The organism is Aneurinibacillus thermoaerophilus (assembly GCF_900099925.1).
Classification (GTDB): domain Bacteria; phylum Bacillota; class Bacilli; order Aneurinibacillales; family Aneurinibacillaceae; genus Aneurinibacillus; species Aneurinibacillus thermoaerophilus.
On the sequence record NZ_FNDE01000022.1, the window covers coordinates 1 to 22,198 of the forward strand.

Annotated in this window: 28 protein-coding genes and 2 pseudogenes; 12 read left to right on the forward strand and 18 right to left on the reverse strand. The window is 44.6% G+C overall.

Annotated elements, in window-relative coordinates; all coding sequences use genetic code 11:
• Window positions 1-214: pseudogene (locus BLR88_RS11495) on the reverse strand (IS701 family transposase); the annotation flags it as partial.
• A gap of 240 nt (window positions 215-454) precedes the next feature.
• On the opposite strand from BLR88_RS11495, the gene BLR88_RS11500 reads away from it, so the two are divergent.
• The gene (locus tag BLR88_RS11500; RefSeq protein ID WP_057897769.1) at window positions 455-937 is read left to right on the forward strand and encodes a divergent PAP2 family protein; all 483 of its coding nucleotides are present in this window, start codon (window positions 455-457) and stop codon (window positions 935-937) included.
• An 84-nt stretch (window positions 938-1,021) separates the two neighbouring features.
• Here the strand turns inward: BLR88_RS11500 and BLR88_RS11505 are convergent, their stop codons facing one another.
• Complete coding sequence (locus BLR88_RS11505; protein WP_091260728.1) at window positions 1,022-1,681, reverse strand: 3D domain-containing protein; 660 nt, start codon at window positions 1,679-1,681, stop codon at window positions 1,022-1,024.
• Window positions 1,682-2,058: 377 nt separating this feature from the next.
• Here BLR88_RS11505 and BLR88_RS11510 point away from each other — a divergent pair, with 377 nt between their 5' ends.
• Window positions 2,059-2,397 carry a hypothetical protein gene (locus tag BLR88_RS11510; RefSeq protein WP_057897768.1) on the forward strand — a complete coding sequence of 113 codons (339 nt, stop codon included), beginning with the start codon at window positions 2,059-2,061 and terminating at the stop codon, window positions 2,395-2,397.
• A gap of 201 nt (window positions 2,398-2,598) precedes the next feature.
• On the opposite strand, the gene BLR88_RS11515 is transcribed toward BLR88_RS11510, so the two are convergent.
• From BLR88_RS11515 to BLR88_RS11525, 4 genes are all read right to left on the reverse strand, one after another.
• Window positions 2,599-2,868, reverse strand: coding sequence for a YuiB family protein (locus BLR88_RS11515; protein ID WP_057897767.1), 270 nt, complete (start codon window positions 2,866-2,868; stop codon window positions 2,599-2,601).
• Between the two features lie 92 nt (window positions 2,869-2,960).
• A complete protein-coding gene (locus BLR88_RS19570) occupies window positions 2,961-3,119 on the reverse strand; it encodes a YuiA family protein (protein ID WP_162264996.1) in 159 nt (52 codons plus the stop codon).
• Window positions 3,120-3,236: 117 nt separating this feature from the next.
• Window positions 3,237-3,491 (reverse strand): hypothetical protein, encoded by a 255-nt coding sequence (locus tag BLR88_RS11520; protein WP_057897766.1) that lies wholly within the window; start codon window positions 3,489-3,491, stop codon window positions 3,237-3,239.
• Window positions 3,492-3,504: 13 nt separating this feature from the next.
• Entirely contained in the window at window positions 3,505-4,695 is a 1,191-nt protein-coding gene (locus BLR88_RS11525) for an NAD(P)/FAD-dependent oxidoreductase (protein ID WP_057900231.1), read from the reverse strand.
• 343 nt (window positions 4,696-5,038) lie between these two features.
• Here BLR88_RS11525 and BLR88_RS11530 point away from each other — a divergent pair, with 343 nt between their 5' ends.
• From BLR88_RS11530 to BLR88_RS11540, 3 genes are all read left to right on the forward strand, one after another.
• The gene (locus BLR88_RS11530) at window positions 5,039-6,034 is read left to right on the forward strand and encodes an NAD(P)/FAD-dependent oxidoreductase (RefSeq protein WP_057897765.1); all 996 of its coding nucleotides are present in this window, start codon (window positions 5,039-5,041) and stop codon (window positions 6,032-6,034) included.
• Window positions 6,035-6,210: 176 nt separating this feature from the next.
• Complete coding sequence (locus BLR88_RS11535) at window positions 6,211-6,396, forward strand: hypothetical protein (RefSeq protein ID WP_139184964.1); 186 nt, start codon at window positions 6,211-6,213, stop codon at window positions 6,394-6,396.
• An 18-nt stretch (window positions 6,397-6,414) separates the two neighbouring features.
• Complete coding sequence (locus BLR88_RS11540; protein WP_057897763.1) at window positions 6,415-6,666, forward strand: hypothetical protein; 252 nt, start codon at window positions 6,415-6,417, stop codon at window positions 6,664-6,666.
• Window positions 6,667-6,789: 123 nt separating this feature from the next.
• Here BLR88_RS11540 and BLR88_RS11545 read toward each other — a convergent pair.
• Window positions 6,790-7,401, reverse strand: a pseudogene (locus BLR88_RS11545) (superoxide dismutase); the annotation flags it as partial.
• A gap of 613 nt (window positions 7,402-8,014) precedes the next feature.
• Window positions 8,015-8,368 carry a HesB/IscA family protein gene (locus BLR88_RS11555; protein ID WP_057897761.1) on the reverse strand — a complete coding sequence of 118 codons (354 nt, stop codon included), beginning with the start codon at window positions 8,366-8,368 and terminating at the stop codon, window positions 8,015-8,017.
• 361 nt (window positions 8,369-8,729) lie between these two features.
• Here BLR88_RS11555 and mqnE point away from each other — a divergent pair, with 361 nt between their 5' ends.
• Window positions 8,730-9,836: an aminofutalosine synthase MqnE gene (gene mqnE / locus BLR88_RS11560; protein WP_057897760.1), complete on the forward strand. Its 1,107-nt coding sequence runs from the start codon at window positions 8,730-8,732 to the stop codon at window positions 9,834-9,836.
• Window positions 9,837-9,924: 88 nt separating this feature from the next.
• Here the strand turns inward: mqnE and BLR88_RS11565 are convergent, their stop codons facing one another.
• The 5 genes from BLR88_RS11565 to cysK all read right to left on the reverse strand — a co-directional run bounded on the left by BLR88_RS11565 (window position 9,925) and on the right by cysK (window position 13,293).
• Window positions 9,925-10,443 carry a DoxX family membrane protein gene (locus BLR88_RS11565; RefSeq protein ID WP_057897759.1) on the reverse strand — a complete coding sequence of 173 codons (519 nt, stop codon included), beginning with the start codon at window positions 10,441-10,443 and terminating at the stop codon, window positions 9,925-9,927.
• 209 nt (window positions 10,444-10,652) lie between these two features.
• Complete coding sequence (locus BLR88_RS11570) at window positions 10,653-10,916, reverse strand: YuzB family protein (RefSeq protein ID WP_057897758.1); 264 nt, start codon at window positions 10,914-10,916, stop codon at window positions 10,653-10,655.
• A 6-nt stretch (window positions 10,917-10,922) separates the two neighbouring features.
• Window positions 10,923-11,222, reverse strand: coding sequence for a YuzD family protein (locus tag BLR88_RS11575; RefSeq protein ID WP_057897757.1), 300 nt, complete (start codon window positions 11,220-11,222; stop codon window positions 10,923-10,925).
• A gap of 10 nt (window positions 11,223-11,232) precedes the next feature.
• Window positions 11,233-12,366: a bifunctional cystathionine gamma-lyase/homocysteine desulfhydrase gene (locus tag BLR88_RS11580; protein ID WP_057897756.1), complete on the reverse strand. Its 1,134-nt coding sequence runs from the start codon at window positions 12,364-12,366 to the stop codon at window positions 11,233-11,235.
• Window positions 12,367-12,369: 3 nt separating this feature from the next.
• Window positions 12,370-13,293: a cysteine synthase A gene (gene cysK / locus BLR88_RS11585; protein ID WP_057897755.1), complete on the reverse strand. Its 924-nt coding sequence runs from the start codon at window positions 13,291-13,293 to the stop codon at window positions 12,370-12,372.
• A gap of 176 nt (window positions 13,294-13,469) precedes the next feature.
• Between cysK and BLR88_RS11590 the strand changes: the two genes are divergently transcribed.
• Window positions 13,470-13,733, forward strand: a complete 264-nt coding sequence (locus BLR88_RS11590) for a NifU family protein (protein ID WP_302846666.1) — start codon at window positions 13,470-13,472, stop codon at window positions 13,731-13,733.
• A gap of 36 nt (window positions 13,734-13,769) precedes the next feature.
• Here the strand turns inward: BLR88_RS11590 and BLR88_RS11595 are convergent, their stop codons facing one another.
• Window positions 13,770-14,645 (reverse strand): LysR family transcriptional regulator, encoded by an 876-nt coding sequence (locus BLR88_RS11595; RefSeq protein ID WP_057897753.1) that lies wholly within the window; start codon window positions 14,643-14,645, stop codon window positions 13,770-13,772.
• A 115-nt stretch (window positions 14,646-14,760) separates the two neighbouring features.
• Here BLR88_RS11595 and BLR88_RS11600 point away from each other — a divergent pair, with 115 nt between their 5' ends.
• Complete coding sequence (locus tag BLR88_RS11600; protein WP_091260730.1) at window positions 14,761-16,023, forward strand: MFS transporter; 1,263 nt, start codon at window positions 14,761-14,763, stop codon at window positions 16,021-16,023.
• On the opposite strand, the gene BLR88_RS11605 is transcribed toward BLR88_RS11600, so the two are convergent.
• Window positions 15,972-16,451: an NUDIX domain-containing protein gene (locus BLR88_RS11605; RefSeq protein WP_217639387.1), complete on the reverse strand. Its 480-nt coding sequence runs from the start codon at window positions 16,449-16,451 to the stop codon at window positions 15,972-15,974. The genes BLR88_RS11600 and BLR88_RS11605 overlap by 52 nt on opposite strands.
• 107 nt (window positions 16,452-16,558) lie before the next feature.
• On the opposite strand from BLR88_RS11605, the gene BLR88_RS11610 reads away from it, so the two are divergent.
• Complete coding sequence (locus BLR88_RS11610) at window positions 16,559-17,344, forward strand: SDR family oxidoreductase (protein ID WP_057897750.1); 786 nt, start codon at window positions 16,559-16,561, stop codon at window positions 17,342-17,344.
• Between the two features lie 48 nt (window positions 17,345-17,392).
• Complete coding sequence (locus BLR88_RS11615) at window positions 17,393-17,908, forward strand: phosphatidylglycerophosphatase A family protein (protein WP_057897749.1); 516 nt, start codon at window positions 17,393-17,395, stop codon at window positions 17,906-17,908.
• Window positions 17,909-17,948: 40 nt separating this feature from the next.
• Here BLR88_RS11615 and BLR88_RS11620 read toward each other — a convergent pair whose 3' ends face one another.
• Window positions 17,949-18,743 (reverse strand): TIGR01457 family HAD-type hydrolase, encoded by a 795-nt coding sequence (locus BLR88_RS11620; RefSeq protein WP_057897748.1) that lies wholly within the window; start codon window positions 18,741-18,743, stop codon window positions 17,949-17,951.
• A 282-nt stretch (window positions 18,744-19,025) separates the two neighbouring features.
• On the opposite strand from BLR88_RS11620, the gene mtnK reads away from it, so the two are divergent.
• Together mtnK and yhfH are read left to right on the forward strand one after the other, a co-directional pair.
• Window positions 19,026-20,237, forward strand: coding sequence for an S-methyl-5-thioribose kinase (mtnK, locus tag BLR88_RS11625; protein ID WP_057897747.1), 1,212 nt, complete (start codon window positions 19,026-19,028; stop codon window positions 20,235-20,237).
• A gap of 296 nt (window positions 20,238-20,533) precedes the next feature.
• A complete protein-coding gene (gene yhfH / locus BLR88_RS11630; protein ID WP_082705875.1) occupies window positions 20,534-20,665 on the forward strand; it encodes a protein YhfH in 132 nt (43 codons plus the stop codon).
• An 82-nt stretch (window positions 20,666-20,747) separates the two neighbouring features.
• Here yhfH and BLR88_RS11635 read toward each other — a convergent pair whose 3' ends face one another.
• Both BLR88_RS11635 and hepT read right to left on the reverse strand, forming a co-directional pair.
• Window positions 20,748-21,401, reverse strand: coding sequence for a helix-turn-helix transcriptional regulator (locus BLR88_RS11635; RefSeq protein ID WP_057897746.1), 654 nt, complete (start codon window positions 21,399-21,401; stop codon window positions 20,748-20,750).
• Window positions 21,402-21,502: 101 nt separating this feature from the next.
• Window positions 21,503-21,931, reverse strand: a complete 429-nt coding sequence (gene hepT / locus BLR88_RS11640; protein ID WP_057897745.1) for a type VII toxin-antitoxin system HepT family RNase toxin — start codon at window positions 21,929-21,931, stop codon at window positions 21,503-21,505.
• Window positions 21,932-22,198 lie beyond the last annotated feature (267 nt).

The window sequence follows — 22,198 nt, forward strand, 5'->3', positions numbered from 1 at the left end:
AAGGGCTTTTCGTGAAAAAATGGCTCAGTGTCGTTCGATGGTTGGGATGAAAGCTCTCATGATGCAGATCGGTCAAGGTTCCCACAAATCCTTTCGTTGTCAGCGCATCGATAATATGAACGAGATGCTTCATGACCGGCTTAGAGAAATAAAGGGCCAGCCCCAACATTGCGAAAAACTTGTCGATTCCTTGGTGATGTGGTAGTCTATTCATGAGACATGAACCTCCTTGAGAATGGTTTGGTGACACATCTATTCTAATCAAGGAATCGGGTTCATGTCTCCTTTTTTGTTCGGATGTAAATTTATGTTAGTGAATTTGCTCATCTACAGTAAATGTAGCAAAAGAAAACGAACGAACAAAGTCACCTGAAGAATTTTTCTCCATAGCAAATGATTTATTCCTCTATTCGTTATAAAATAATAAAAGAGCTTTGAGGAAAGGAAGAAGCCAATGTCCGATTTATTATCCAATTTTCCGCTTTGGTCCGCCCTGCTTGCCATTGGCATCGCGCAGGGAATCAAAGTGCCGATTACCTACTTTGCTATCCGCAAATGGGATTGGAAACTATTGTTTAGCACAGGGGGAATGCCCAGTTCCCATTCGGCGGCCGTCACCGCGCTCACAACCGCCGTAGGATTAATCGAAGGGTTCGGCTCTACATTATTTGCGATTTCTGTTATTTTTTCCATCATTATCATGTTCGATGCAGCTGGCGTGCGCCGACACGCAGGCACCCATGCCGCCGTTCTCAATATTCTGGTCGAGGATTTCAACCAGTTGATCGAGGAACTAAAAACCATGCGTGTGAAGCCCCGCCGCGAACGCGCAAAAAAATTAAAAGAGCTGCTGGGTCATCAACCAAGCGAAGTGCTGGTAGGAGGCTGGCTCGGTATTGTGCAATCTACCCTTTTGTATTACTTGCTTGACTTGTAGCGCGGCCTTCTAAGACCATGTATAACACGAAAGACAGGCCGCGCTTGGCCTGTCCTTTTTATGGTATAGGTAAAGATGTTTTTCTCATTGTTTTTTCGCTTCATTTTTGCTCATTTGATTGAGCCTCGCAAACACTTCCTCATCCACTTTGCCGTTTCCACGCTCGATTACATATACGTCCAGTTGCTTTTTCCCCCACTTTTTATATACATCTTCTTTGCTGTCAAAATACAGATCAATTTTGTTTCCTTTAATGGCGGAGCCAATATCCGCAACTACACCGTAGCCATAGCCCGGTATATAAAGGATCGTTCCGAGCGGAAATACGTTTAAATCAGCAGCAATCGTTGAGAATATGTCGCGCCGTGCTTTTACGCCGGAATATGTAATCCCATACGCAGGATGGCCAACATCCTTACCGGTCGATTCAGGGCCGGGAGAATATCCGGTTGCTACTACATTAACCTTCGGGTACTTTGAAAGCATAGCCAGCGTTTCGACCGTTTCCCCCCGATGCACGAACGGAAAACGTTCAACTTCCTGCGGCTTCTCTGCGCGTTTCTCCAAGGATGTGTTTTGCTTCAGCGGTGCTGCTTCTTGATGCGCCTTTGTTCCTTCCACGGCCGGAACAACAGGTTTCGGCTCTGTTTCTCCCAGCAAAATGTACAGGCCGAGAATGATACAAACAAGCGCGATGAAAAGGTAGGTTAGAGAGCCTTTCACGCTTTTAACGATAATATCCATGAATTACTAGCCTCCTCTTCTACTCATCATCTCCCGACCATCCCCGACTTATACATCCAGACAAGAACAAACAGAGCTTGAATTTTCCTGCTAAAATTCGGGAAAACCTTCGTTCTTCACATAAGAAAAACCGGGCATGCGCCCGGTCCTTTTTACTTCTTAACATCTTCAAGCCTATAAAAATGTCTAAATAGGTATGTAAATTTTTTTAACAAATACCGATATATAACATGTATATATTTTACAATAAACAAAAGAAAGGAGTTAAATAACTCTAATAAAGACGAAATCAGTGACTGGATGAAAAAATAATTAAAGAATTAACCAATACTTTAATCAAAAAAATAGAGGAAAATAAAAAGAAGAAGGAGGAATCTATGTCTATTAGTATTGGAGAAAATCGAGCAGCATTTGCTGCCTATACGAAGTTAACACTTGTTTCTCGCTTCCAGAACCAAATAAACGGCATTCAGCCTAACACTCAGTCCAAAACATCTATGGGATTCCCTGAGTTTATGGAGCGTCTACGAAAGAATGAAGTCGTTAACGAAAAATATGCTCGTACAATCCTTAATAAACAGCGAGAAGATAGTCTTATTAATAGTCGTTATAACGGGAATCCCCAATTCGAAAGCGAAAAATTATCCTTTATTGAGAAAGCCTATAATTTAGGTATTGTAGATGAATACGGTACTTTAATCAATACAAGGTTATAAAAATGATGCATTAAGAAAAAGCGAGTGCGAACGCGGCACTCGCTTTTTCCCTAGACCCTTCATGCGTTCCAGCTCCACGGCGCGTCCGCACCTTTCGGAACAGCCAGAAGCCTGCGGGTTAGAAGTACAAACGAGTACCAGGGAAACAGAACTTCTATGAAGGAGTCAAAGCTACAGGGGGAGAAAGAGTTTCCCTTTCTCTCAGAACATGCGGTATCCTTTCATCCGCAGCGTTTTAATCGTCCAGCCGCTGGCAATAGCACCTACTAGTCCAGAAGTCAACATCACATAGTCTACCATATGCGGGGTGCGATCATTCATAATCAAATACACCAGCACGCCGATTGCAATGCCCGAATAAAGAAATGCTGGCATCCATGTAGTCTTTATCAGCATGTTTAAAATAAACCCTATTCCAAAAAGCAATACGATAAAAAGTGGTATCCCAATAATAAATTGTGCAATATTCATCCAATCTCACCCCTATCCTTGTTCCTGGATTTAAGTGTACTTGATTCGGACAAGGAGGGTCAATCTTCTGTCACGCTTCATTACATCTGATTTTATTTTGTCTTTGTTGCCACTCTGGCCTGAGGTTCTCTTGTTTCTCTCCATTTCCCTCCGCCACATGCTGGACAATCAATTGTACCGCCTGTAGCCAATTGAAAGTATCCGACTCCTTCACAATATATACAATGCTCCTGGCATACTTTTTTGCTCATGCATATTCCTCCAAACACATATTTTCTAAATATCTATATTTTCGGAATATTATAACCAAACTCTTCTCTTCTGTAAAGAAAAAAAGCCTTCATAACGAAGGCTTCCCAGTTCTCATCCTACAGCTGTTCTTCATCATTTTTGGCACGCGTCACAATCGGATCGAGATATTCTCGGTTACCGCGCTGACGTCCTTTTTCCTGAAGCCGCTCAATAGCGGGCTCAATCAGAATTTCCAGCTCGCGCTGAATCGTGTAAGCTAAGTCGTGCCGATTTTGCGATTCAAGGTATTTGCCCACTTCGAATAATTTTTCATAGCGCAAACGTTCTTCTTCCGTCAGCAACGCGCGCACCTGCACGCTTGCGTGTCTCACGGTCGCACACCTCTTACAGTTTCACTTTCTTTAGCACAAGCGATAATCCACCCAGAATGTAGAGAGAGCGGTTGTCAATAATTTTCTTCATTAGCGCAGCTGTGCTGCCATACAATTTCTTATCCCCTACAAGTCCGATAGCTTCGCCTTTACCAAGGGAAGCAACTGTACCTTTAATATGCGGCACGAATGGTTTCATTTGACCACCGCGTACAAGGGCCAGCAGGTTTTGTGCCAAGTTCTCCCCTTGCTGAATCGCGATTTGTGCAGTCGGTGGATACGGACGGTTCGTTTCTTCGTTAATAATTAAAGCTCCGTCTCCCACGATGAATACTTCGTCATGTCCCGGCGCACGGAGATACGGATCGACTTTTACGCGGCCACGCATCGTTTCGAACCCTGCTTTTTCAATGATGGAATTACCGCGTACACCACCTGTCCATACAACCGTACTTGACTTAATCTCTTCTCCGTCAGCAAGCACAACACCTTCCGGAGTACATTCTTTAATCGGTGTATTGATTTTGAATGTAACACCTTTACGAGACAGCACTTCCATCGCATAATTTACCAGTTCAGGATCAAAACCTGGAAGCACAGTCGGTGCCGCTTCAATGTTGTAAATTTTAACAAGCGACGGATCTACGTCGAATTCTTTGCACAGTTCAGGGACGCGGTCGGACAATTCACCAACGAACTCAATGCCTGTAAAACCCGCACCGCCGACGATGAATGTCAGCAATTCTGGACGTTTTTCCATTTTGTATTTCGCAAAACAATATTCAATATGTTCGCGAATCTGGCGCACGCTATTAATGCTGCGAATGCTGAACGCGTGCTCTTTTAACCCTTGGATGCCAAACGTTTCCGGTTCGCTTCCTAAGCCAATAACGAGATAATCATAAGCCAGTTCTTCCCCGGACTCGAGCAGAACTTTCTTTTCGTCCTTTTTAATCTCAGTCACGGTGCCTTTTTTGAATCGAACTTTACGAGTATCAAGCAAATCTTCGATGCCTATGCGGCATTGATCCGGATCTTTCGTTCCGGCTGCCGGCTCATGAAGCCATGTGGTAAAATAGTGATAGTCATGCTTATTCACCAGCAAAACGTCAGCTTCGTTGTAATTCATTTGCTTTTGCAGACGAACGGCCGTCATTAACCCGCCATATCCTGCGCCCAGAATTAAAATTTTTGGTGTGCTCATTTTTTTCACTTCCACTTTCCTTATTAGTAGTTATACTCCATAAAACATTGTGCTTTTTTTCACTATATTGCCCTATAAAAAAGGGCACATGCGTGTCATTCGCCATCTTAATTTTATTCACATTTTTATCATAAATCGGTTTTTACCTTTTTTCAAGTGAAAATATGCACAATAGGTGCTTGCTTACGTTTTTCATTTTAAAACGAATATTTACACTTAATCAACCATAAATTATTCGTATTTTTTACTTTGCGTCAGCATTCTTTTTCTTTTCATTATTTTCTGTCGCCGTTATAATAGAGAAGAATTTATATGGCTTCTAAAATTTCCGGAGGTGTAGAAAATGGGTCTCACAAGGGATGAAAAGGTATACGATATTACAGTGGTTGGCGGGGGGCCAGCAGGCTTGTTTACGGCTTTTTATGCAGGCATGCGGCAGTGCAGCTGCAAAATCATCGAAAGCATGCCTCAGTTAGGCGGGCAACTTTCCGCTCTATATCCCGAAAAATTCATCTATGACGTAGCCGGCTTCCCTAAAATCCGGGCTCAGGAATTAATTGATCGCTTGAAAGAGCAGGTAGCACATTTCGAAACAGAAGTTTGCCTTGAAGAAAAAGTAATCAATGTAGAGAAGAAAGAAAACATCTTTGAAATTACGACTGAAAAAGGTCTTCACTATTCGCGCACCGTAATTATTACCGCAGGCGTCGGCGCGTTCGAACCGCGCAAATTAGAACTTCCAAACGCAGATAAATTTGAAAAAGCGAACCTTCATTACTTTGTCGACGATTTAAATAAATTCGCCGGGCAAAACGTAATTGTGTTCGGCGGTGGAGACTCCGCCGTAGACTGGGCGCTCATGCTTGAGCCAATCGCCAAAAAAGTAACGATTGTCCACCGCCGTGATAAGTTCCGCGCCCACGAACACAGCGTGGAAAATCTAATGAAATCGAAAGTGAATGTCATGACCCCTTATGAGCCGTACGCGCTCGAAGGCGAAGACAAGATCGAAAAAGTTGTGCTCCGTAATAACCAAACAGAAGAGCTGATTACGGAAGAAGTGGACGCTGTTATCGTGAATTTCGGTTTCATCTCTTCGCTCGGCCCAATTAAAAATTGGGGACTGGAATTGGACAGAGGCTCCATCGTCGTTAACTCTAAAATGGAAACAAATATTCCCGGCATTTATGCGGCAGGGGATGTTACAACATACCCAGGTAAAATTAAACTGATTGCCGTGGGCTTCGGCGAAGCACCAACCGCGGTAAACAACGCAAAATCATACATGGATCCGGACGCGAAAGTACAGCCGATGCACAGTTCCAGCATGAAAATGTAATGTATCATTCATCATGACCATGAGAAAAACTCGCAGGCGTTGCCGCTTATCCTTTTCCCACACAGAAAAAGGAAATCTTTGGCACACACTTCGCGAGTTTTTCGTCTTATTGACTCCTTTTTCTATGCATAGATAGCCACACACCCGTAAAACTTAATCAAAAAAGGGATGTGAGCATGATGACGCGCAGTGCCATTTATACGGTTTATATGTTGCTGCTTATCGCTGTTACCATCGGAATTCCTTTTATGCTGTATTACGGAAGCAACGACCCCATAGCCGGGTTCATCGCCGCCATCCTTTCATTTGGCGTCTTAGCCAGTTACGCTATTTACGGTCACTTGCTCAACCGCAGAAACTAGCAAAAGGAGGAAGCCTCCATGTCTATGTGTCCAATTTGCAACGGAATGGAACACCCGCAATATTCCTGTCCTTCCTGTGACCATCAAATGGAGGACGCGGGTAAGCTTGAATCATTCTACGGCCCATACAGCCCTTACCAAGAGTGGGGAGATGTGGCGATGACGAACGGCTACCTGGATCAAATGGCGGAAGAATGTATGCATATTTTTAGCTGTTCGCATTGCGGCTTACAAACCACAAAAGCGATCAAGGAAATTGCACCCCTCTGACACTTCTGGCCTCAGTACGTTGACAATCTCACCTTTTCTTTACACTTCCGTTAATTTTGTATCCAAGAGCTGCGGTCGTAAAGCATAAGCCCGGATATATCTTCCAGGCTTATGCTTCTTTCCCTATTTTTTTACCGCCTCTTTATATCGCTTGCTTACATCATCCCAATTTACAACATTCCACCAGGCTTTGATATATTCCGCTCGCTTATTGTTATACTTTAGATAGTATGCGTGCTCCCATACATCCAACACGAGCAGCGGAATCACGCCTTGCTGGGTTAAATTTTGATGTTTTTCCGCCTGCAAAATTTCGAGCCTTCCAGCCTCTGGGCTCCATACCAGCAGGGCCCAGCCGGAACCTTCCACCTTTTCTGCGGCTGCCGAAAAATGAGCCTTAAATTTTTCAAAACTACCGAATGTCTTATTTATCTCTTCCGCCAACTCCCCTTTTGGCACCCCACCCCCCTTTGGCTTCATATTGTTCCAAAAGATCGTATGAAGATAATGACCTGAGCCGTTGAATGCAGCTTCGCGCTCCCAATGTTTAATAAGCGCGTAGTCTCCTGTCTCACGCGCTTTCTGCATTTCTTTTTCCGCCTTGTTTAGCCCGTCCACATACGATTTATGGTGGATGTCATGGTGCAGCCGCATCGTTTTTTCGTCAATATACGGTTCCAGTGCATTGTATGCGTAGGGAAGCGGCGGCAGCTTATGTTCACCGATAGGCACCGTTTTTGTTGCCATTTGCTCAGACACCGGCACAGTCGACGATTGGGCATTTGTGGTCGCATACGCGATTCCGGTGAGAAGTACCGCCCCGGCGACTGTACCATATAAAATTTTTCGCATGATTGCTTTATCCCTCCAATCTTGCTTGTCCATTCTCTTCAATCTGCTTTTGTATATGCAGTCCTTGATATTTCGACAGCCATTCTACGATGCGAAAATAAAAGTCATTATAGTATGTCAATATATCAAGTAAGATATATATAGTATGGGTATGGCGTAAAAAGTTATACGCCAAAATTTCTATAAAATATAAATCACAACTTGATATATATATTGTTTCGTTATCCCTTTTTTCCTTTCCATTATATACAAAAATATCCATAAAGAAGACGTTTGCGAATTTATTATACAGAATATTTAGATAACTATACATATAATCATGGTAGTAAAAGTGCAGGAGGGAGAAAACACATAAGAAAAACGCCCCCAACATACCCGAAAATACGTCAAGAGGCGCCATATATATACGTCTTTTATTCTAATATAGAGGTAAGTACGTAACCTCCACGCCATAAATAAACGTGCATCGTCTGACTGGCTAACGTGCCGAAAAGCATTAACATTCGCTTGGGCTTCCCGCTTCGTCTCGCGTGCGGAACGAAGAACCGCAACCGCAGGAAGCAACCGCATTCGGGTTATCGATCGTGAACCCGCCGCCCATCATCGATTCTTTGTAGTCAATCGTCACACCATCCAAGAAACGAAGATTGTCTTTGTTCACAACAACTTTTACACCATGTGCTTCAAAGAATACATCGCCTTCCTGCTCTTCATCATCGAGACCCATACCATAAGAAAAACCGCTACAGCCACCGGGCCTTACACCGAGGCGCAGAAACAGTTTATCGTTATTTTCATCAGCAATCATTTCTTTAATTTTTCTGCCTGCATTTTCCGTAAGGTTAATCATTATGATCCCTCCTTATGGGTATCGTAGCGTATCGCATCATACCCTCTGTATTTACAGTATACTAGAAATTACCGCTTGGCTCAAGGATAGTAACATTATTATATAAAAATGTTTACTAACCTAAAATAAGTTCTCTGGAACCCTCTTATCTTGTTCAATTACCGAATCCGCTCTATAATGAAAGAATGGTTTTGGATTAACATGCTTATGAAGAACATCATTCACGCGGCCGATTCCACTTCGGCCCACATGACGCCTTTATCAATATGAATGAAGAAGATAGGCCGTATTCCAGTAAAACATGATACACTGTATTATGTTTCGCACGTGTTTGATTAGTTTTACCTGAGGGGGAAAAATTATGACTATACTTACAAAAAACTTCGTCCAGGATGAAGCACTGCTGCCGATTATGGAAAAAGTGGAAGCAGGAGAACGGCTGACGCTTGAAGACGGAATGACGTTGTATCGTTCCAACGATTTGCTGACCATCGGACAGATGGCCAATCAGGTAAATCTTCGCAAAAATGACAATAAAGTATATTTTATCGAAAACATGTACATCAACCCGACTAACGTTTGTGAAGCGCACTGTAAATTCTGTGCCTTTCGTCGGGATCCGGGCGAAGAAGGCGCCTACACAATGAACGAGGAAGAACTGCTTGCATACGTAGAAAAACGTTACACACCTACAATGCGCGAATTCCATATCGTCGGCGGACACAATCACACCGTACCGTTCGAGTATTATTTGGACACGGTTCGTACGCTGAAAAAACATTATCCGAACGTGACCATCAAAGCATACACGGCAGCGGAAATTGTATTTTTTGCAAAAATCTCAGGTCTAACAGAAGAAGAAGTGCTAAAAGAGCTCATGAAAGCCGGATTGGATACGATGCCAGGCGGCGGTGCAGAAATCCTCACAGAAGAATACCGACTAAAAATGAGTCCGGAAAAAGCAAGTACCGACGAATGGTTAAATGTGCACCGCATCGCGCACAACCTGGGACTAAAAACGCATGCTACCATGCTGTACGGTTCTATCGAGAAATTGGAGGAACGCCTTATTCATATGATTCGCGTGCGCGAACTACAGGATGAAACAAAAGGATTCATGGTATTCATCCCATTGGCCGTGCAACCGAAAAAAGCGACCGCTTCTATCAAGCGCCGCACGTCCGCATTTGACGATATGAAAACGATGGCTATCAGCCGCCTGATGCTGGACAATTTTCCGCATATTAAAGCTTATTTCATTAACATTGGAACCCAATTAACCCAGATGGCACTAAACTTCGGCTCTTCCGATGTTCACGGCACGCTTGTGGAGGAACGCATCAGCCATGCAGCTGGCGCATTGACACAAACAGGATTGACGCGCGATGAATTGATTTGGCTCGTTAAAGGCGCAGGCAAGCAGCCGGTTGAACGCGATACGTTTTACAATATTATTAAGGAGTATTAAGCATAAGAAAAACACCAGCAAATCTGAAATAGTTGCTGGTGTTTTTTTGGAACTCATTCTCTCTCCCGTATCAAACATTCTGCTATTATTAAAATTTATCTATTCTATCTTTATAAGACGCCAATTGTTGTTCTCTGCCCATCCATCTATCCAACAACGGCAATACGTAAGTATCTAAACCGTAGTGGCCTGCATTCCGCCCGGCTACCAGGATAAATGTAGTAAAAAGAACCATTTGCGGATTAATGCTAGTTGTGCCGCTGAACAAAAACGCAAAGTTCATAATGATTCCCATCAGTCCGGCGAAAGTAGTAAACAACCCAAGCAGTAAAGCAACACCTACAAGAAATTCCCCCCAGGGAATAAGGAAGTCGAACAGCCCAGAATTCGGTAAAGCAACCGATTTGATAAAACTTGCCCACCATCCTTGCACCGCAGGATGCTCACCCGTTGCTTTAGCAACAGCCCCCTTCAAAAAGCCTGCGCTCTGAAAGCCTCCGGTAATTTTCTCCCAGCCGCTCACCAGCCATGTATAACCTAACCATATGCGCAGTAACAGCATCGCGCCTGCCGCAACTCTACTTTCCCTAAGCCATTGGACTACCATAACTTTCTCTCTCCTTTTCGGTATGGCCTAATGTGTATATTTTTTCAATGTCTCTGTTTAGTTCATTTTTATTATACATAATTTACTATCTCTATGCACCTTTATTATGTAAAATTTCATATTTATGTCATAAAAAAGTATGACTTTCTTAACTAATAAAAAAGACTGAATATAACAAAAGTCCTTTTTGTCATATTCAGCCTTAGCAATTAAAATCCAAGTTTTTTCCAGGCTTCGTCTTCTTCCTGCAACTTCTTAATATGGTCTTTAATCGCCGCAAGCAATTCCTGTGCGTCTTTGCCTGCAATCAATTTTCCATTTACAAGCGCATACGGCTGGACAAAGCACTGGCCACAGTTACCGAGACAGCCATATTCCAACACATCCACTTCATTTTCCTCTTCCAGAACTTTTTTCACCGTCTCAGAACCAAGGGATAAATTGCTTACGCAAAACTCGACCATAGGTCTCATGATGAATCATCCTACCTTCATATTTTCAATGGCCTGTTGAATATCTTTTAACTTTGGATTCCCTTCACCTATGACTTTACCGTTCAATACAACGAGCGGATACCAAAATTCTTCAGCATGAATACGCGCGGCAAACTCCGCTTCCATCCCTTCCAGCGGCTGGTCGATATCGACATAACGCACTCTGACTTCGTTCCCGTATTTGCGTTCAAGGGCGGCCTGCAACCACTCAGCCGTATCTTTCGCCGAAGGCAAATTCACACAACTGGCACACAACTGCTCCGCTCCAAAAACAAGAATTTCCATAAGCTTCTCCTTACGCTAGGGCGTGTTCTAGATCTTCAATTAAGTCTTCCACATCTTCGATACCGACGGAAATGCGGATTAAGCCGTCCGTAATGCCAAGTTCAGCGCGACGCTCCGCTGGAATGGAAGCGTGCGTCATTTGTGCGGGTACAGAAATTAGACTTTCCACTGCACCAAGACTTTCTGCCAGCGTAAAGATTTTCACCCGAGACAATACCTGGTTGGCGCGTTCCAAACTGCCTACATCAAATGACATCATGCCGCCGAAGCCGCGCGCCTGCTTCACTGCGATATCATGGCCTGGATGATCTTTTAAACCCGGATAGTACACTTTTTTGATGTCTCCACGCTGAGTCAGCCATTCTGCAATGCGTCTTGCGTTCGCTTCATGTTCTTCCATACGCACGCCCAGCGTTTTCATGCCACGCAACAAAATATAAGAATCCTGAGGCCCAAGCACGGCACCGACAGAATTTTGTACAAAATGCAGACGTTCACCTAATTTTTCGTCTTTCACAACCGCAAGACCTGCGACAACGTCGCTATGTCCGCCAAGATATTTTGTCGCACTGTGGAATACAATATCCGCGCCAAGTGCAAGCGGATTCTGCCAATACGGTGTCATGAACGTGTTATCCACGATCAAAAGCAACCCGTTTTCTTTTGTGATTTCGGCTACCGCCGCGATATCGGTTACTTTCAGAAGCGGGTTGCTTGGCGATTCTAGCATGACCGCTCTCGTATTCGGCTTTATCGCCGCTTTCACGGCTTCCACATCGCTTGTATCCACAAATGTGGTCTCTACACCAAAGCGGTTAAACACTTTGCTTAGTACGCGATACGTTCCACCGTATACGTCATCTCCTACAATGAAATGATCGCCCGCGTCAAACAACATCACAATCGAAGAAAGTGTCGCCATGCCGGAAGCAAACGCGAAGCCGCGTACACCGCCTTCAATATCGGCAATATACTTCTCCACCGCATAGCGGGTTGGATTGCCTGTACGCGAATATTCATATCCTTTGTGTTTGCCGACACCTTCCTGTTTATACGTACTAACCTGGTAAATCGGAACGTTAACTGCCCCGGTTAAAGGATCGCCGTCTACGCCGCCGTGGATCAACTTTGTTTTCATTCTCATCGTCTACATCCCTCCCTGATAAATCTTCTGACTCAAATAACGCTCACTGCTGTCAGCAAAAATGGTAACAATGTTTGTTCCCGGTTTCGCCTGCTCCGCTTCTTTCAGGGCAGCATGCATCGCTGCTCCTGCCGAACTGCCCACGAGCATTCCCTCTTTTGCGGCCAATTCTTTAACCCGACGGAATGCATCTACATCGTCAACCGTGTGAATAGCATCAAAATAACTTGTGTCCATAAACTCCGGCAAAAATTCCATACCGATTCCTTCCGTCTTGTGCGGTCCCGGCTTGCCGCCGTTTAGAATCGAGCCTTCCGGTTCCACAATCACCGTCTTAATATCCGGATTTTTTTCTTTCAAATAACGGGCCGTTCCCATAAACGTACCACCGGAACCAGCTCCCGCCACAAAGACATTCACCTTGCCATCCATCTGGCGCCAAATTTCCGGCCCGGTTGTTTTATAGTGAGCTGCGGGATTAGCGGGATTGCCAAACTGTTGCGGACAGAAAGCGCCCGCAATTTCCTGCTCAAGCTGCTTCGCTTTTTCGATTGCACCCTTCATTCCTTTTTCTGTTGGTGTATTGATCACTTCTGCACCGAGAGCCCGCATCAGTTCCTGCTTCTCCAAAGAAAATTTTTCCGGCACAACAAAAATCACGCGGTAGCCTGTACCTACTGCGGCCAGCGCCAGACCAATCCCCGTATTGCCGGCCGTCGGCTCGATAATCGTGCCGCCTGGTTTCAGTGCGCCTCGCTCTTCCGCGTCACGGATTAATTCAACGCCAAGCCGGTCTTTTACGCTGCCACCGGGATTGAAGTACTCCAGCTTCGCGAATAGGCGCACACCTTCCGGCAAATCAAACGAAGTAATTTCCACAATCGGAGTGTTACCGATAAGTTCTTTTATATTACGGTAAACCTGCATAAGTTTCTTCCTTTCAAAGCAAAATGATGATGTCTTATAAGCTATCATATTATAACATATTTTATAGGTTCTCTATAACCAAGTAAACAACTATGCTTTATGAATTATAAACGGTGATCATACACATCTTGGGAAAAACCATAGATTTCTTAACAAAAGGGTAATATAATATTAATATGTTGGAAAGGAGTGATTGCTTCATGACGGATACAAGCAAATTCGAACAAGTTCAAGAAGTTTTAGATAAACTGCGTCCGTTCTTGCAGCGTGACGGCGGTGACTGCGAACTGGTTGATGTAACAGAAGACGGCGTAGTTCAGCTTCGTCTGCATGGCGCGTGCGGCAGCTGCCCAAGCTCAACCATCACGCTGAAAGCAGGCATCGAACGTGCGTTGATCGAAGAAGTGGAAGGGATTACAGAAGTGCAACAAGTATTCTAATCGTGTAGAAACCGGAAGCCAGGCGCTTCCGGTTTTTTACGCCTTAATTCGGCTCATAAGAAAAGACAAAAACGCCTGATTGGCCTTGGAAAGGTAAGCGTTTTTGTTCCAGGCAATGCCCAGGTTTAAAAATACAGGCGGATCTAGCGAGACCGGCACCAAATGCGGATCATCAACAATCACCATACGCAAGAATAAAGTAATGCCAAGCTGCTTTGCCACTAAAGACTTGATAAGCGGAATTTGGTTTGTCTCAAACGTTACATTAAGCGGCGAGCCGGACATCCGGCCAGCCCGAGCAATAATTTCTCGCTGAAAATACCCCTCCTTGAACAAAACGAGCGGTTCATGGGCCAATTCCTCATACGTTACGGAAAGCCTGCGAGCAAACGGATGGGAAGCGGGCACGCACGCGACCATCTCCTCCTTTAAGAACGGAAGCACTTCAAGCTCGTCCGCGCTCATATCTTCAAGTACCACCCCCATATCTATCTCACCTTGTGTGATCATTTGCTGGATTTTGACCGTTCCTTGTTCATATACCGTAATCTGCAAATCAGGATACTGTTTTTTAAAATCAATGATCAATCCCGGAAAATAATATGAACCGACCATTGACGGTAGACCGACGCGCACCTCTCCCTTTTTAAGGCCACGCATTTCTTCCATTTCTGCTTTTGCGCGCGTCATCTGCTCAAGAATAAGTTCAGCATGCTTTAAAAATGCCTCACCTTCCGCAGTCAGCGATACTTTACGTTCGGCACGGTTAAACAAAAGCAAACCAAGTTCTTCTTCCAACTTTTTTATGCTTTTGCTTATGGCAGGCTGAGCTACCAGCAATTCTTCCGCCGCTCTCGTAAAACTTCTATGCTTTGCTACCTCCACAAAAAATTCCAATTGCCGTATTTCCATGGTTCACTCCATAACTAAAAGTTATCAATATGATAAAAATAATATATTTTATTTATTTTTAATCGCATGCTACCATCATGTCAAGAAAACTTTTTGTGAAAGAAGATGATGAACGATGATCAAAGCGGGAACAAAACCATTCTGGCGGGCGTCAGCAGCGCTCAGCATCGCTTCTTTTCTCGTGTTCGCCAATATTTATTTTCCACAACCTCTTCTCCCGCTATTTACTAAGGAATTTCATATCTCTCCGCTCATGTCGAGCCTGTCGGTATCGCTGACGATCTTCGCGCTGGCTATCTCGTTATTGTTCTATGGCCCACTTTCCGACGCAATTGGCAGAAAAAATATTATGTTCGTTACCATGCTCTGCGTAACGATCATTACGCTGCTCACCGCGTTCATGCCAAACTTTAAAACACTGCTTTGGCTCCGTATACTCCAAGGCTTTTTCCTAGCGGGACTTCCGGCAATTGCCGTTGCCTACATCGGAGAAGAATTTGATCAAAAAGCGCTCGCCGTCGCCATCGGTATTTACATTAGCGGAAACACCGTGGGCGGCCTGTCCGGCCGCTTAATCAGCGGTTTTATCACCGACTGGGCCGGGTGGCAATGGGCGTTCATTGTTATGAGTATTATCAGCCTTATCTGCTTGCTTGCGTTCGGTTGGCTTCTGCCCCGTTCGCAGCATTTTCAACCGAAACCACTCGCCTGGAAAAACGCGCTGCATGATTTGGGCCACCATTTAAAAAACCGCATGTTGCGTTACGCATATCTTATCGGTGGCCTGCATTTCCTCATTTTTATGGGGGAATATACTTACATTACCTATCTGCTTAGCGGCGCTCCATATTATTTGCCCGCCTCCGTTCTCGGCATGTTGTTCCTAACCTATCTCGCGGGCACAGTCAGTTCCACACTATCCGGCAAAGCGGCGCGCATCATTCCACAATCGCTATGTATCGGAATCGGGATCACCTGCATGGCGCTCGGCATTGCACTCACACTTCTGCACAGCTTATGGATGATTGCATGCGGACTTCTTTTAAACAGTTTCGGATTTTTCTTTGCTCACTCGGCGTCCAGTTCCTGGGTAAGCCGCCATGCAACGTTTGCCAAAGCAAGCGCAGCCAGCCTGTATTTGCTAGCATACTATTTCGGTGGAAGCCTCGGCGGCTTCTATCTCGGCTTTTTCTATAGATGGTTAGGCTGGAGCGGTGTCGTGCTTGGTGCTATTCTGGTTCTGCTGCTTACCGGTTGGTACATGTGGCAAATGTATCGCATCGAACACCGGAAACAACTGAGGAAGCATATTGTTCATAGGCTATTTTATTTTTGCTTCTCCAAATACGCCCGGCACAACGGAAAAATGTTATCCTGAATAAACGGGCTCATATCTTTTTGAAACGGCATCAGCGACAACGGAAACACGGAACGCTCCAACGTTTCGAAGCCTTCCGGAATTTCGCCCCATTCCTTTACCATGCCTGTGTAAATGTTTTTCACCGCCTTTTTCGCTCCCGGGCCGCTGTCGATTATGTATTGTCCAATCCAATGCAGACTCTCCGCTTCCACCCCGGTTTCCTCCAATAGCTCACGACGGGCGGCCTCTTCCGGCTTTTCCCCTGGCTCCACTTTTCCTCCCGGCACTTCCCAGCCGCGGCATTTATGGCGGGTCAATACAATTTCCTGTCTATCCTCACCAGAAAACGCCAAAACAAGCACATGCCCCGCATTCGGCACAAAGCACTCCTGTTCAAACGTAAGAGAAATAAACTGGCCGCTTCGATCATAAAAATAATACATCATCATCTCCACCACACTTTCCGGCTTTCTACCACTTTCTTTCATTAATAACCTTAATATACAATGAAATAGAGGCTAATAAAACATTCCAAGCAGGAAGGGATGGTTTTTTGAAACGCAATCGTACGGCCCTTATCACTGGAAGCGCTAAAGGTCTTGGTGTCCGCATCGCCCATGAACTCGCTGCGGAAGGCATGGATATCGCACTTAACTATCGCACAAGTGCAGAAGAGGCAAACAAGCTACGGGAAGAGCTCATACAACGATACGATGTCAATACGCTGTTAATTCAAGGAGACGTCAGCCGGTCCGAAGATGCTGAGCAAATGGTAAAAACAGTCATAGAAGCATGGAACCGCCTTGATATTCTCGTTCTCAACGCCGGCCCATACATAAAGGAACGCAAAAAACTCGCCGACTATAAAATCGGAGAATGGGACCAGATGATTCACGGAAACCTGTCAAGCGCATTTTATTTATGTCGAGCCGCCATTCCACATATGCGCCGCAACAGGTGGGGACGGATTATCACCATCGGATTTGAAAAAGCGCAAACCGCTCCGGGCTGGATGTACCGCTCGGCGTTCGCCGCGGCAAAAACCGGGCTCGTATCGCTGACGCGCACGATTGCACTTGAAGAAGCAGAGTACGGAATTACAGCCAATATGGTATGCCCGGGTGACATCGTGGGCGAAGCCAAAGAAAAATACATCACCGATGTGCGCGGTCTGAGCGATCCAGGCACGCCGGTCGGACGCCCCGGAACCGGCGAAGACATTGCACGGGCTATCACGTTTTTCTGCAGTGAATATTCCGATTTTATTACTGGAACTGTGCTGGAAGTTACTGGAGGTAAAGATGTGCTTAATAAATACAAATTGGAGCGGGAAAAGTAAATAAGCACCAGTTTTTCAACCAGCCCCCTTAATAAGGATGTGAAGCAAATGAGCAATATGGAACATGCCGTTCATGATAAAAAAGTGCGGGAAACTGCCTATCGTTTGCTAAAAGAGCGCGGAGTAACAATGGAGCATCTTGTAGAACTAGTTATGTTCTTGCAGAAAGACTACTTTTCAGACTTAACAACTGAAATGTGCGAATACAACATTAGGAAAGTGCTAGAAAAACGGGAAATCCAGAACGCGATTATCACCGGTATCCAGCTCGACATTCTTGCAGAAAAAGGACTGCTTATGGAACCGCTACAGGAAATGCTCGCCCATGATGAAGGGCTGTACGGCATCGACGAAATTCTGGCCCTTTCCATCGTGAATGTTTACGGAAGTATTGGATTTACCAATTATGGGTACGTAGACAAAGTGAAACCCGGCATTCTTAAAAAATTAAACAAAACAGAAAAAGAAAAAGGAGAGGTGCATACGTTTCTGGACGATATTGTCGGGGCAATTGCCGCAGCAGCATCCAGTCGACTTGCACACAGCCGCTTCGGCACAAAATAAAAAAAACTTGCGAGGCATTTGCCTGCAAGCTTTTCTCAACTTATATTATTTTCCAGTCAGCCAGCGTATGCGCTGTATACGTTGGCTTCACTGCCGCATGCTCTACGTCTACCTCCTGACTGAACCCGCTGTATACAAGCAGCGTGTCGACACCACTTTTCGCTCCAGCGGCGATATCAGTCTCCAGATTATCACCTATAAGCAACGCTTCATCCGCGCGTAATCCCAGCTTTTCAAGCGCCAGCCGGATTATCGTCTCTTCCGGTTTGCCAACGTATATCGGCTCTGTCTGTGTCGCGTACGCAATGGATGCGGTTAACGCTCCATTACCAGGTACAAATCCTTCTTCCGTCGGGATCGCCCGGTCACAGTTGGTGGACAAAAAGCGGGCGCCGTTATAAATGGCCAACGTAGCCTGCTTCATTTTTTCATAAGTAAACTGCCGGTCGATGCCAACAACAACATATGAAGCAGGAGCTTTCTCTACGATTTCATAGCCTGCCTCCGCAAGCGCCGTCTTAAGTCCTGTCTCACCGATCGCCAGCACCGTAACGTTTTTTTCTGTTTCGGATTCGCGTGCCATTTGTCTGATGATTGCCGCCACCGCCATACTCGAAGTAAAAAAGTCCTCCGGAGAAGCTTCAACCCCCATGTTTTGCAAGCGCTCTGTCAACTGTTCCGGTGTTAGTGACGAATTATTCGTTACGTAAAGATAAGGAATCCGTTTTTCTTTTAATGTCCGGATAAAAGAAACAGCTTCAGGAATCACTGTACCGCCCCGATAAACCGTTCCATCCAAATCAAGCAAATAGCCCTTGTAATTTCGCCTGTTCATCCTGTCTCTCCCCACTTTCTCTTCCTTCGTCAAATGCTTTATCTTTTTATCGATCATATCACAAAACAGGAGCAGAAAAAGCGGGTACCAGATTGTTTATGCTTTTCATCGTTATGCTTCAAGAGAAAAAACAGTTGCACAAATGCTGGTTGAGGATATAATTATTGATATTCATTCATGTCTACTCACATCTGCACTTCCGAGCAGTTACTAGCTCGCGACTTTCGCCGCGAGTCATTGACAGCTGTAAAGGAGAAAATATTAAGGGGGGAATTGCTTGTCATGTCTGGCTATCGTACACTTACTGAACAAGAAGCTGTTGAATACGCGCGTAACATCCCGAATTTATTTCCAGAAGACGCCAGGCTCGTAAGCCGGGAAATCGGCGACGGCAACTTAAACTATGTGTTTCACATCAAAGATGAAAGACCTTCCGGCAAAAGCGTTATTTTCAAACAAGCGCTTCCGTATGTTCGGGTTATCGGTGATTCCTGGCCGCTCACGCTCGAACGAGCGCGCATCGAAAGCGAAGCGCTTATTTTGGAAGATCAGCTTTGCCCGAGTTCCGTGCCAAAAGTATACCATCATGATACCGAACTCGCCCTGATTGTAATGGAAGACCTTTCTGTCTATCAAATCATGCGGAAAGGATTGGTGGAAAAAAAGCGGTACCCGAACTTTCCGAAGCAAATCGGAACCTTCTTGGCACGTACGCTGTTCCTGACTTCTGACCTGGCGATGTCACCGCTTGAAAAAAAGCAAAAAGCGGCTTCTTTCACTAACCCCGAACTGTGTAATATCACAGAAAATTTCGTATTTACGTATCCGTTCCATGATCATCCTTCCAATGCCTACAATCCGCTGATTGCAAACGTGGTGCAACGCATCTGGAACAACAATGAGCTAAAGCTTGAAATTGCGAAATTAAAAGAAGGATTTATGACGCGCGGACAAGCTCTCTTGCACGGCGATTTGCATACCGGCAGCATTATGGTAACGGAAGAAGATACCAAGGTCATCGACCCAGAATTCGCCTACTACGGCCCAATGGGCTTCGATATCGGCGCGGTAATCGCTAACCTGCTGCTTAACTACGCGGCACATGAGGGTCATACACCGGACCTACAGGAACGTGAATCTTATCAAACGTATCTGCTGGAGACCATCATGGAGATCTGGAACGTATTTGAAAACGAATTCCGCGCGCTCTGGAATGAGAAAGCACAAGAACCATACGCAAAAGTTCCGGGCTATCAGGATAGCTACCTGCAAAATATACTGCAAGATACAGCGGGTTACGCGGGATGCAAGATGATGCGCCGCGTGATTGGACTTGCACATGTGTCCGATCTTGAGAGCATCACCGATCCAAAGCTGCGCGCCAAAGGAGAAACACTGGCGCTTACTATCGGTCAGGAACTCGTACTCCAACGCAAAACAATGACCAGCATCAAAGACATAGTAAACGTTGTAGTCGCTGCTACACAGAACTAAATGAAAAAGCGAGACGCAAGCCGCCTTCTGTATCGCTCTATCGAAAGGTACAGAAGGCGGCTTTGTTGTCTCGTATCTTTTTGCTTTGGTTGGTGTGGATCATTTCTCTACAAAAAATCAACCAAGCACAATAAAGAAGAGGCGTATCTATTAACAAACTGAGCAGCTTATATTCAAATGATTACAGAAAAAAATCACAAATAATTATATAACACGTATTGACAATGATTGTTCTGTTATAATACAATAAAACCAAGAATAAATTCAGAATAGAAAAATAAATGGAGGGATAAAAAATGACAAGAGATCTTGAATTTTACAAAAATTTACCGCAAAAACAGTGCCGTGAATGTGGTGAAGTAATTGAAGAGCAAGCAGAATCTTACATCTATGAGTGTGAGCGTTGTTTTAGTCATAAACATGAATAAAAAGGTGATTGAATGGAGCTAGAAGACGTGAAATACCCTGCTTATTCTTGTTTTCAGAAATAAGCAGGGTATTGTCGTTCTATTATGATTCAGCTTTGTCTTCTTTTTTGGAAATGATATACACACAATTATCTCCGCCAGTCGCTATACATTCTTCCTGCTTGACTTCGGCGTTTAGCACATTCTCAAATAACATTTTTTCGCAATTACACGCGTATGTGTACTCCTTGGCAACAGATGAAATCGGACAATTCGATTCGACAAAGATGTATTTTCCTGTTTTTTCGTCCTTTTTCAATTCCACCATGTATCCTTTTTCATCCTGCATTTTCGCCAATGCTTCCAGCTTCTTCTCAAAATCGCTGTCGGAAGGTACGATGTCACGGTACAAATTCTCCTGACGCTGCTGGCGGAGCTTAAATAAAGCCTCAACCATTCCCGCACCCTGAAGTTCCTTGATATCATTCAGGAATTCTAGCGCCAAATCCTGATAGTTCTTTGGGAACATGTTATCGGCTTCTTCTGACAGGGAGTATACGTTTGTCGGACGTCCCATCGCCTGGCGAAGCAGGCGCGACTCAATCAGGTTATCACGTTCCAACGTATTCAAATGACGGCGCACGGCCATTTCGGTAATGCCCAATTCCTGAGCCATATCCCCTACTGTCATCGATCCTTTAATTTTCAACATATGCAAAATCTGGTTGCGGGTAGAAGAGGATTTGTCTTTGTTCATATTCTTTCACCTTCCTCCCCTATATTGTACCCGATTTAATGAAACAAGTAAATTTCTATACAATATAATATAAAAACTATACTAATAATGCTATTAAACTATTACAATTCACGTGCCAAGTAATCGCGTACACGCGCCGGAAATTGCTGAAGCTGGGGGGAATGGGTACGCAAAAGGGTGTACACCTCTTGACGATCCACTGTCGTATAGTGAGTAATCAACTTCTTGCGCATATTAACCACCGATTTCAACGCAGCCGCCATCTCACTGTCAATCACCTTTTCATCTTCAAGAATGTCAACAATGTCTTCATAGCTACCGGGATCACGCATGATAAAACCATCGATCAAATAGTTTCCTACGTCAGCTATCGTCTCCAAGGCAACATGAAGCGCACGTTCCAACGCTAGGTTGGTCAGCATGTCCTCAGCGGCGCTTTCCTCATGCTTGAGCACAGGTATAACTTTTTCAAGAACCCGTTCCAAATAGGATAAATGCTCCTCGATTTTTTCCACGTTAACCTGGTACATATTTATGCTCCACTCCTCATTGTTTTTTCTTCTTGTTCTTTATCTTTGAGGTAATAATCGTAATTGCAAACGTAAGGACAAGCAGGGTAAAAATGACAACCCCCTGCATGATATTTTCCATTTCCATTCCTGTCACCTCTTGCTTCCTCAGCTCTCTTGTTACAGTATACCATGACTTAGGAAAGATACACATATGGGGTATGATAAAAAACAAATAGCAAAACAACAAAAGATATGTATATAATATCCAAGAAAGTTTTTATTAAG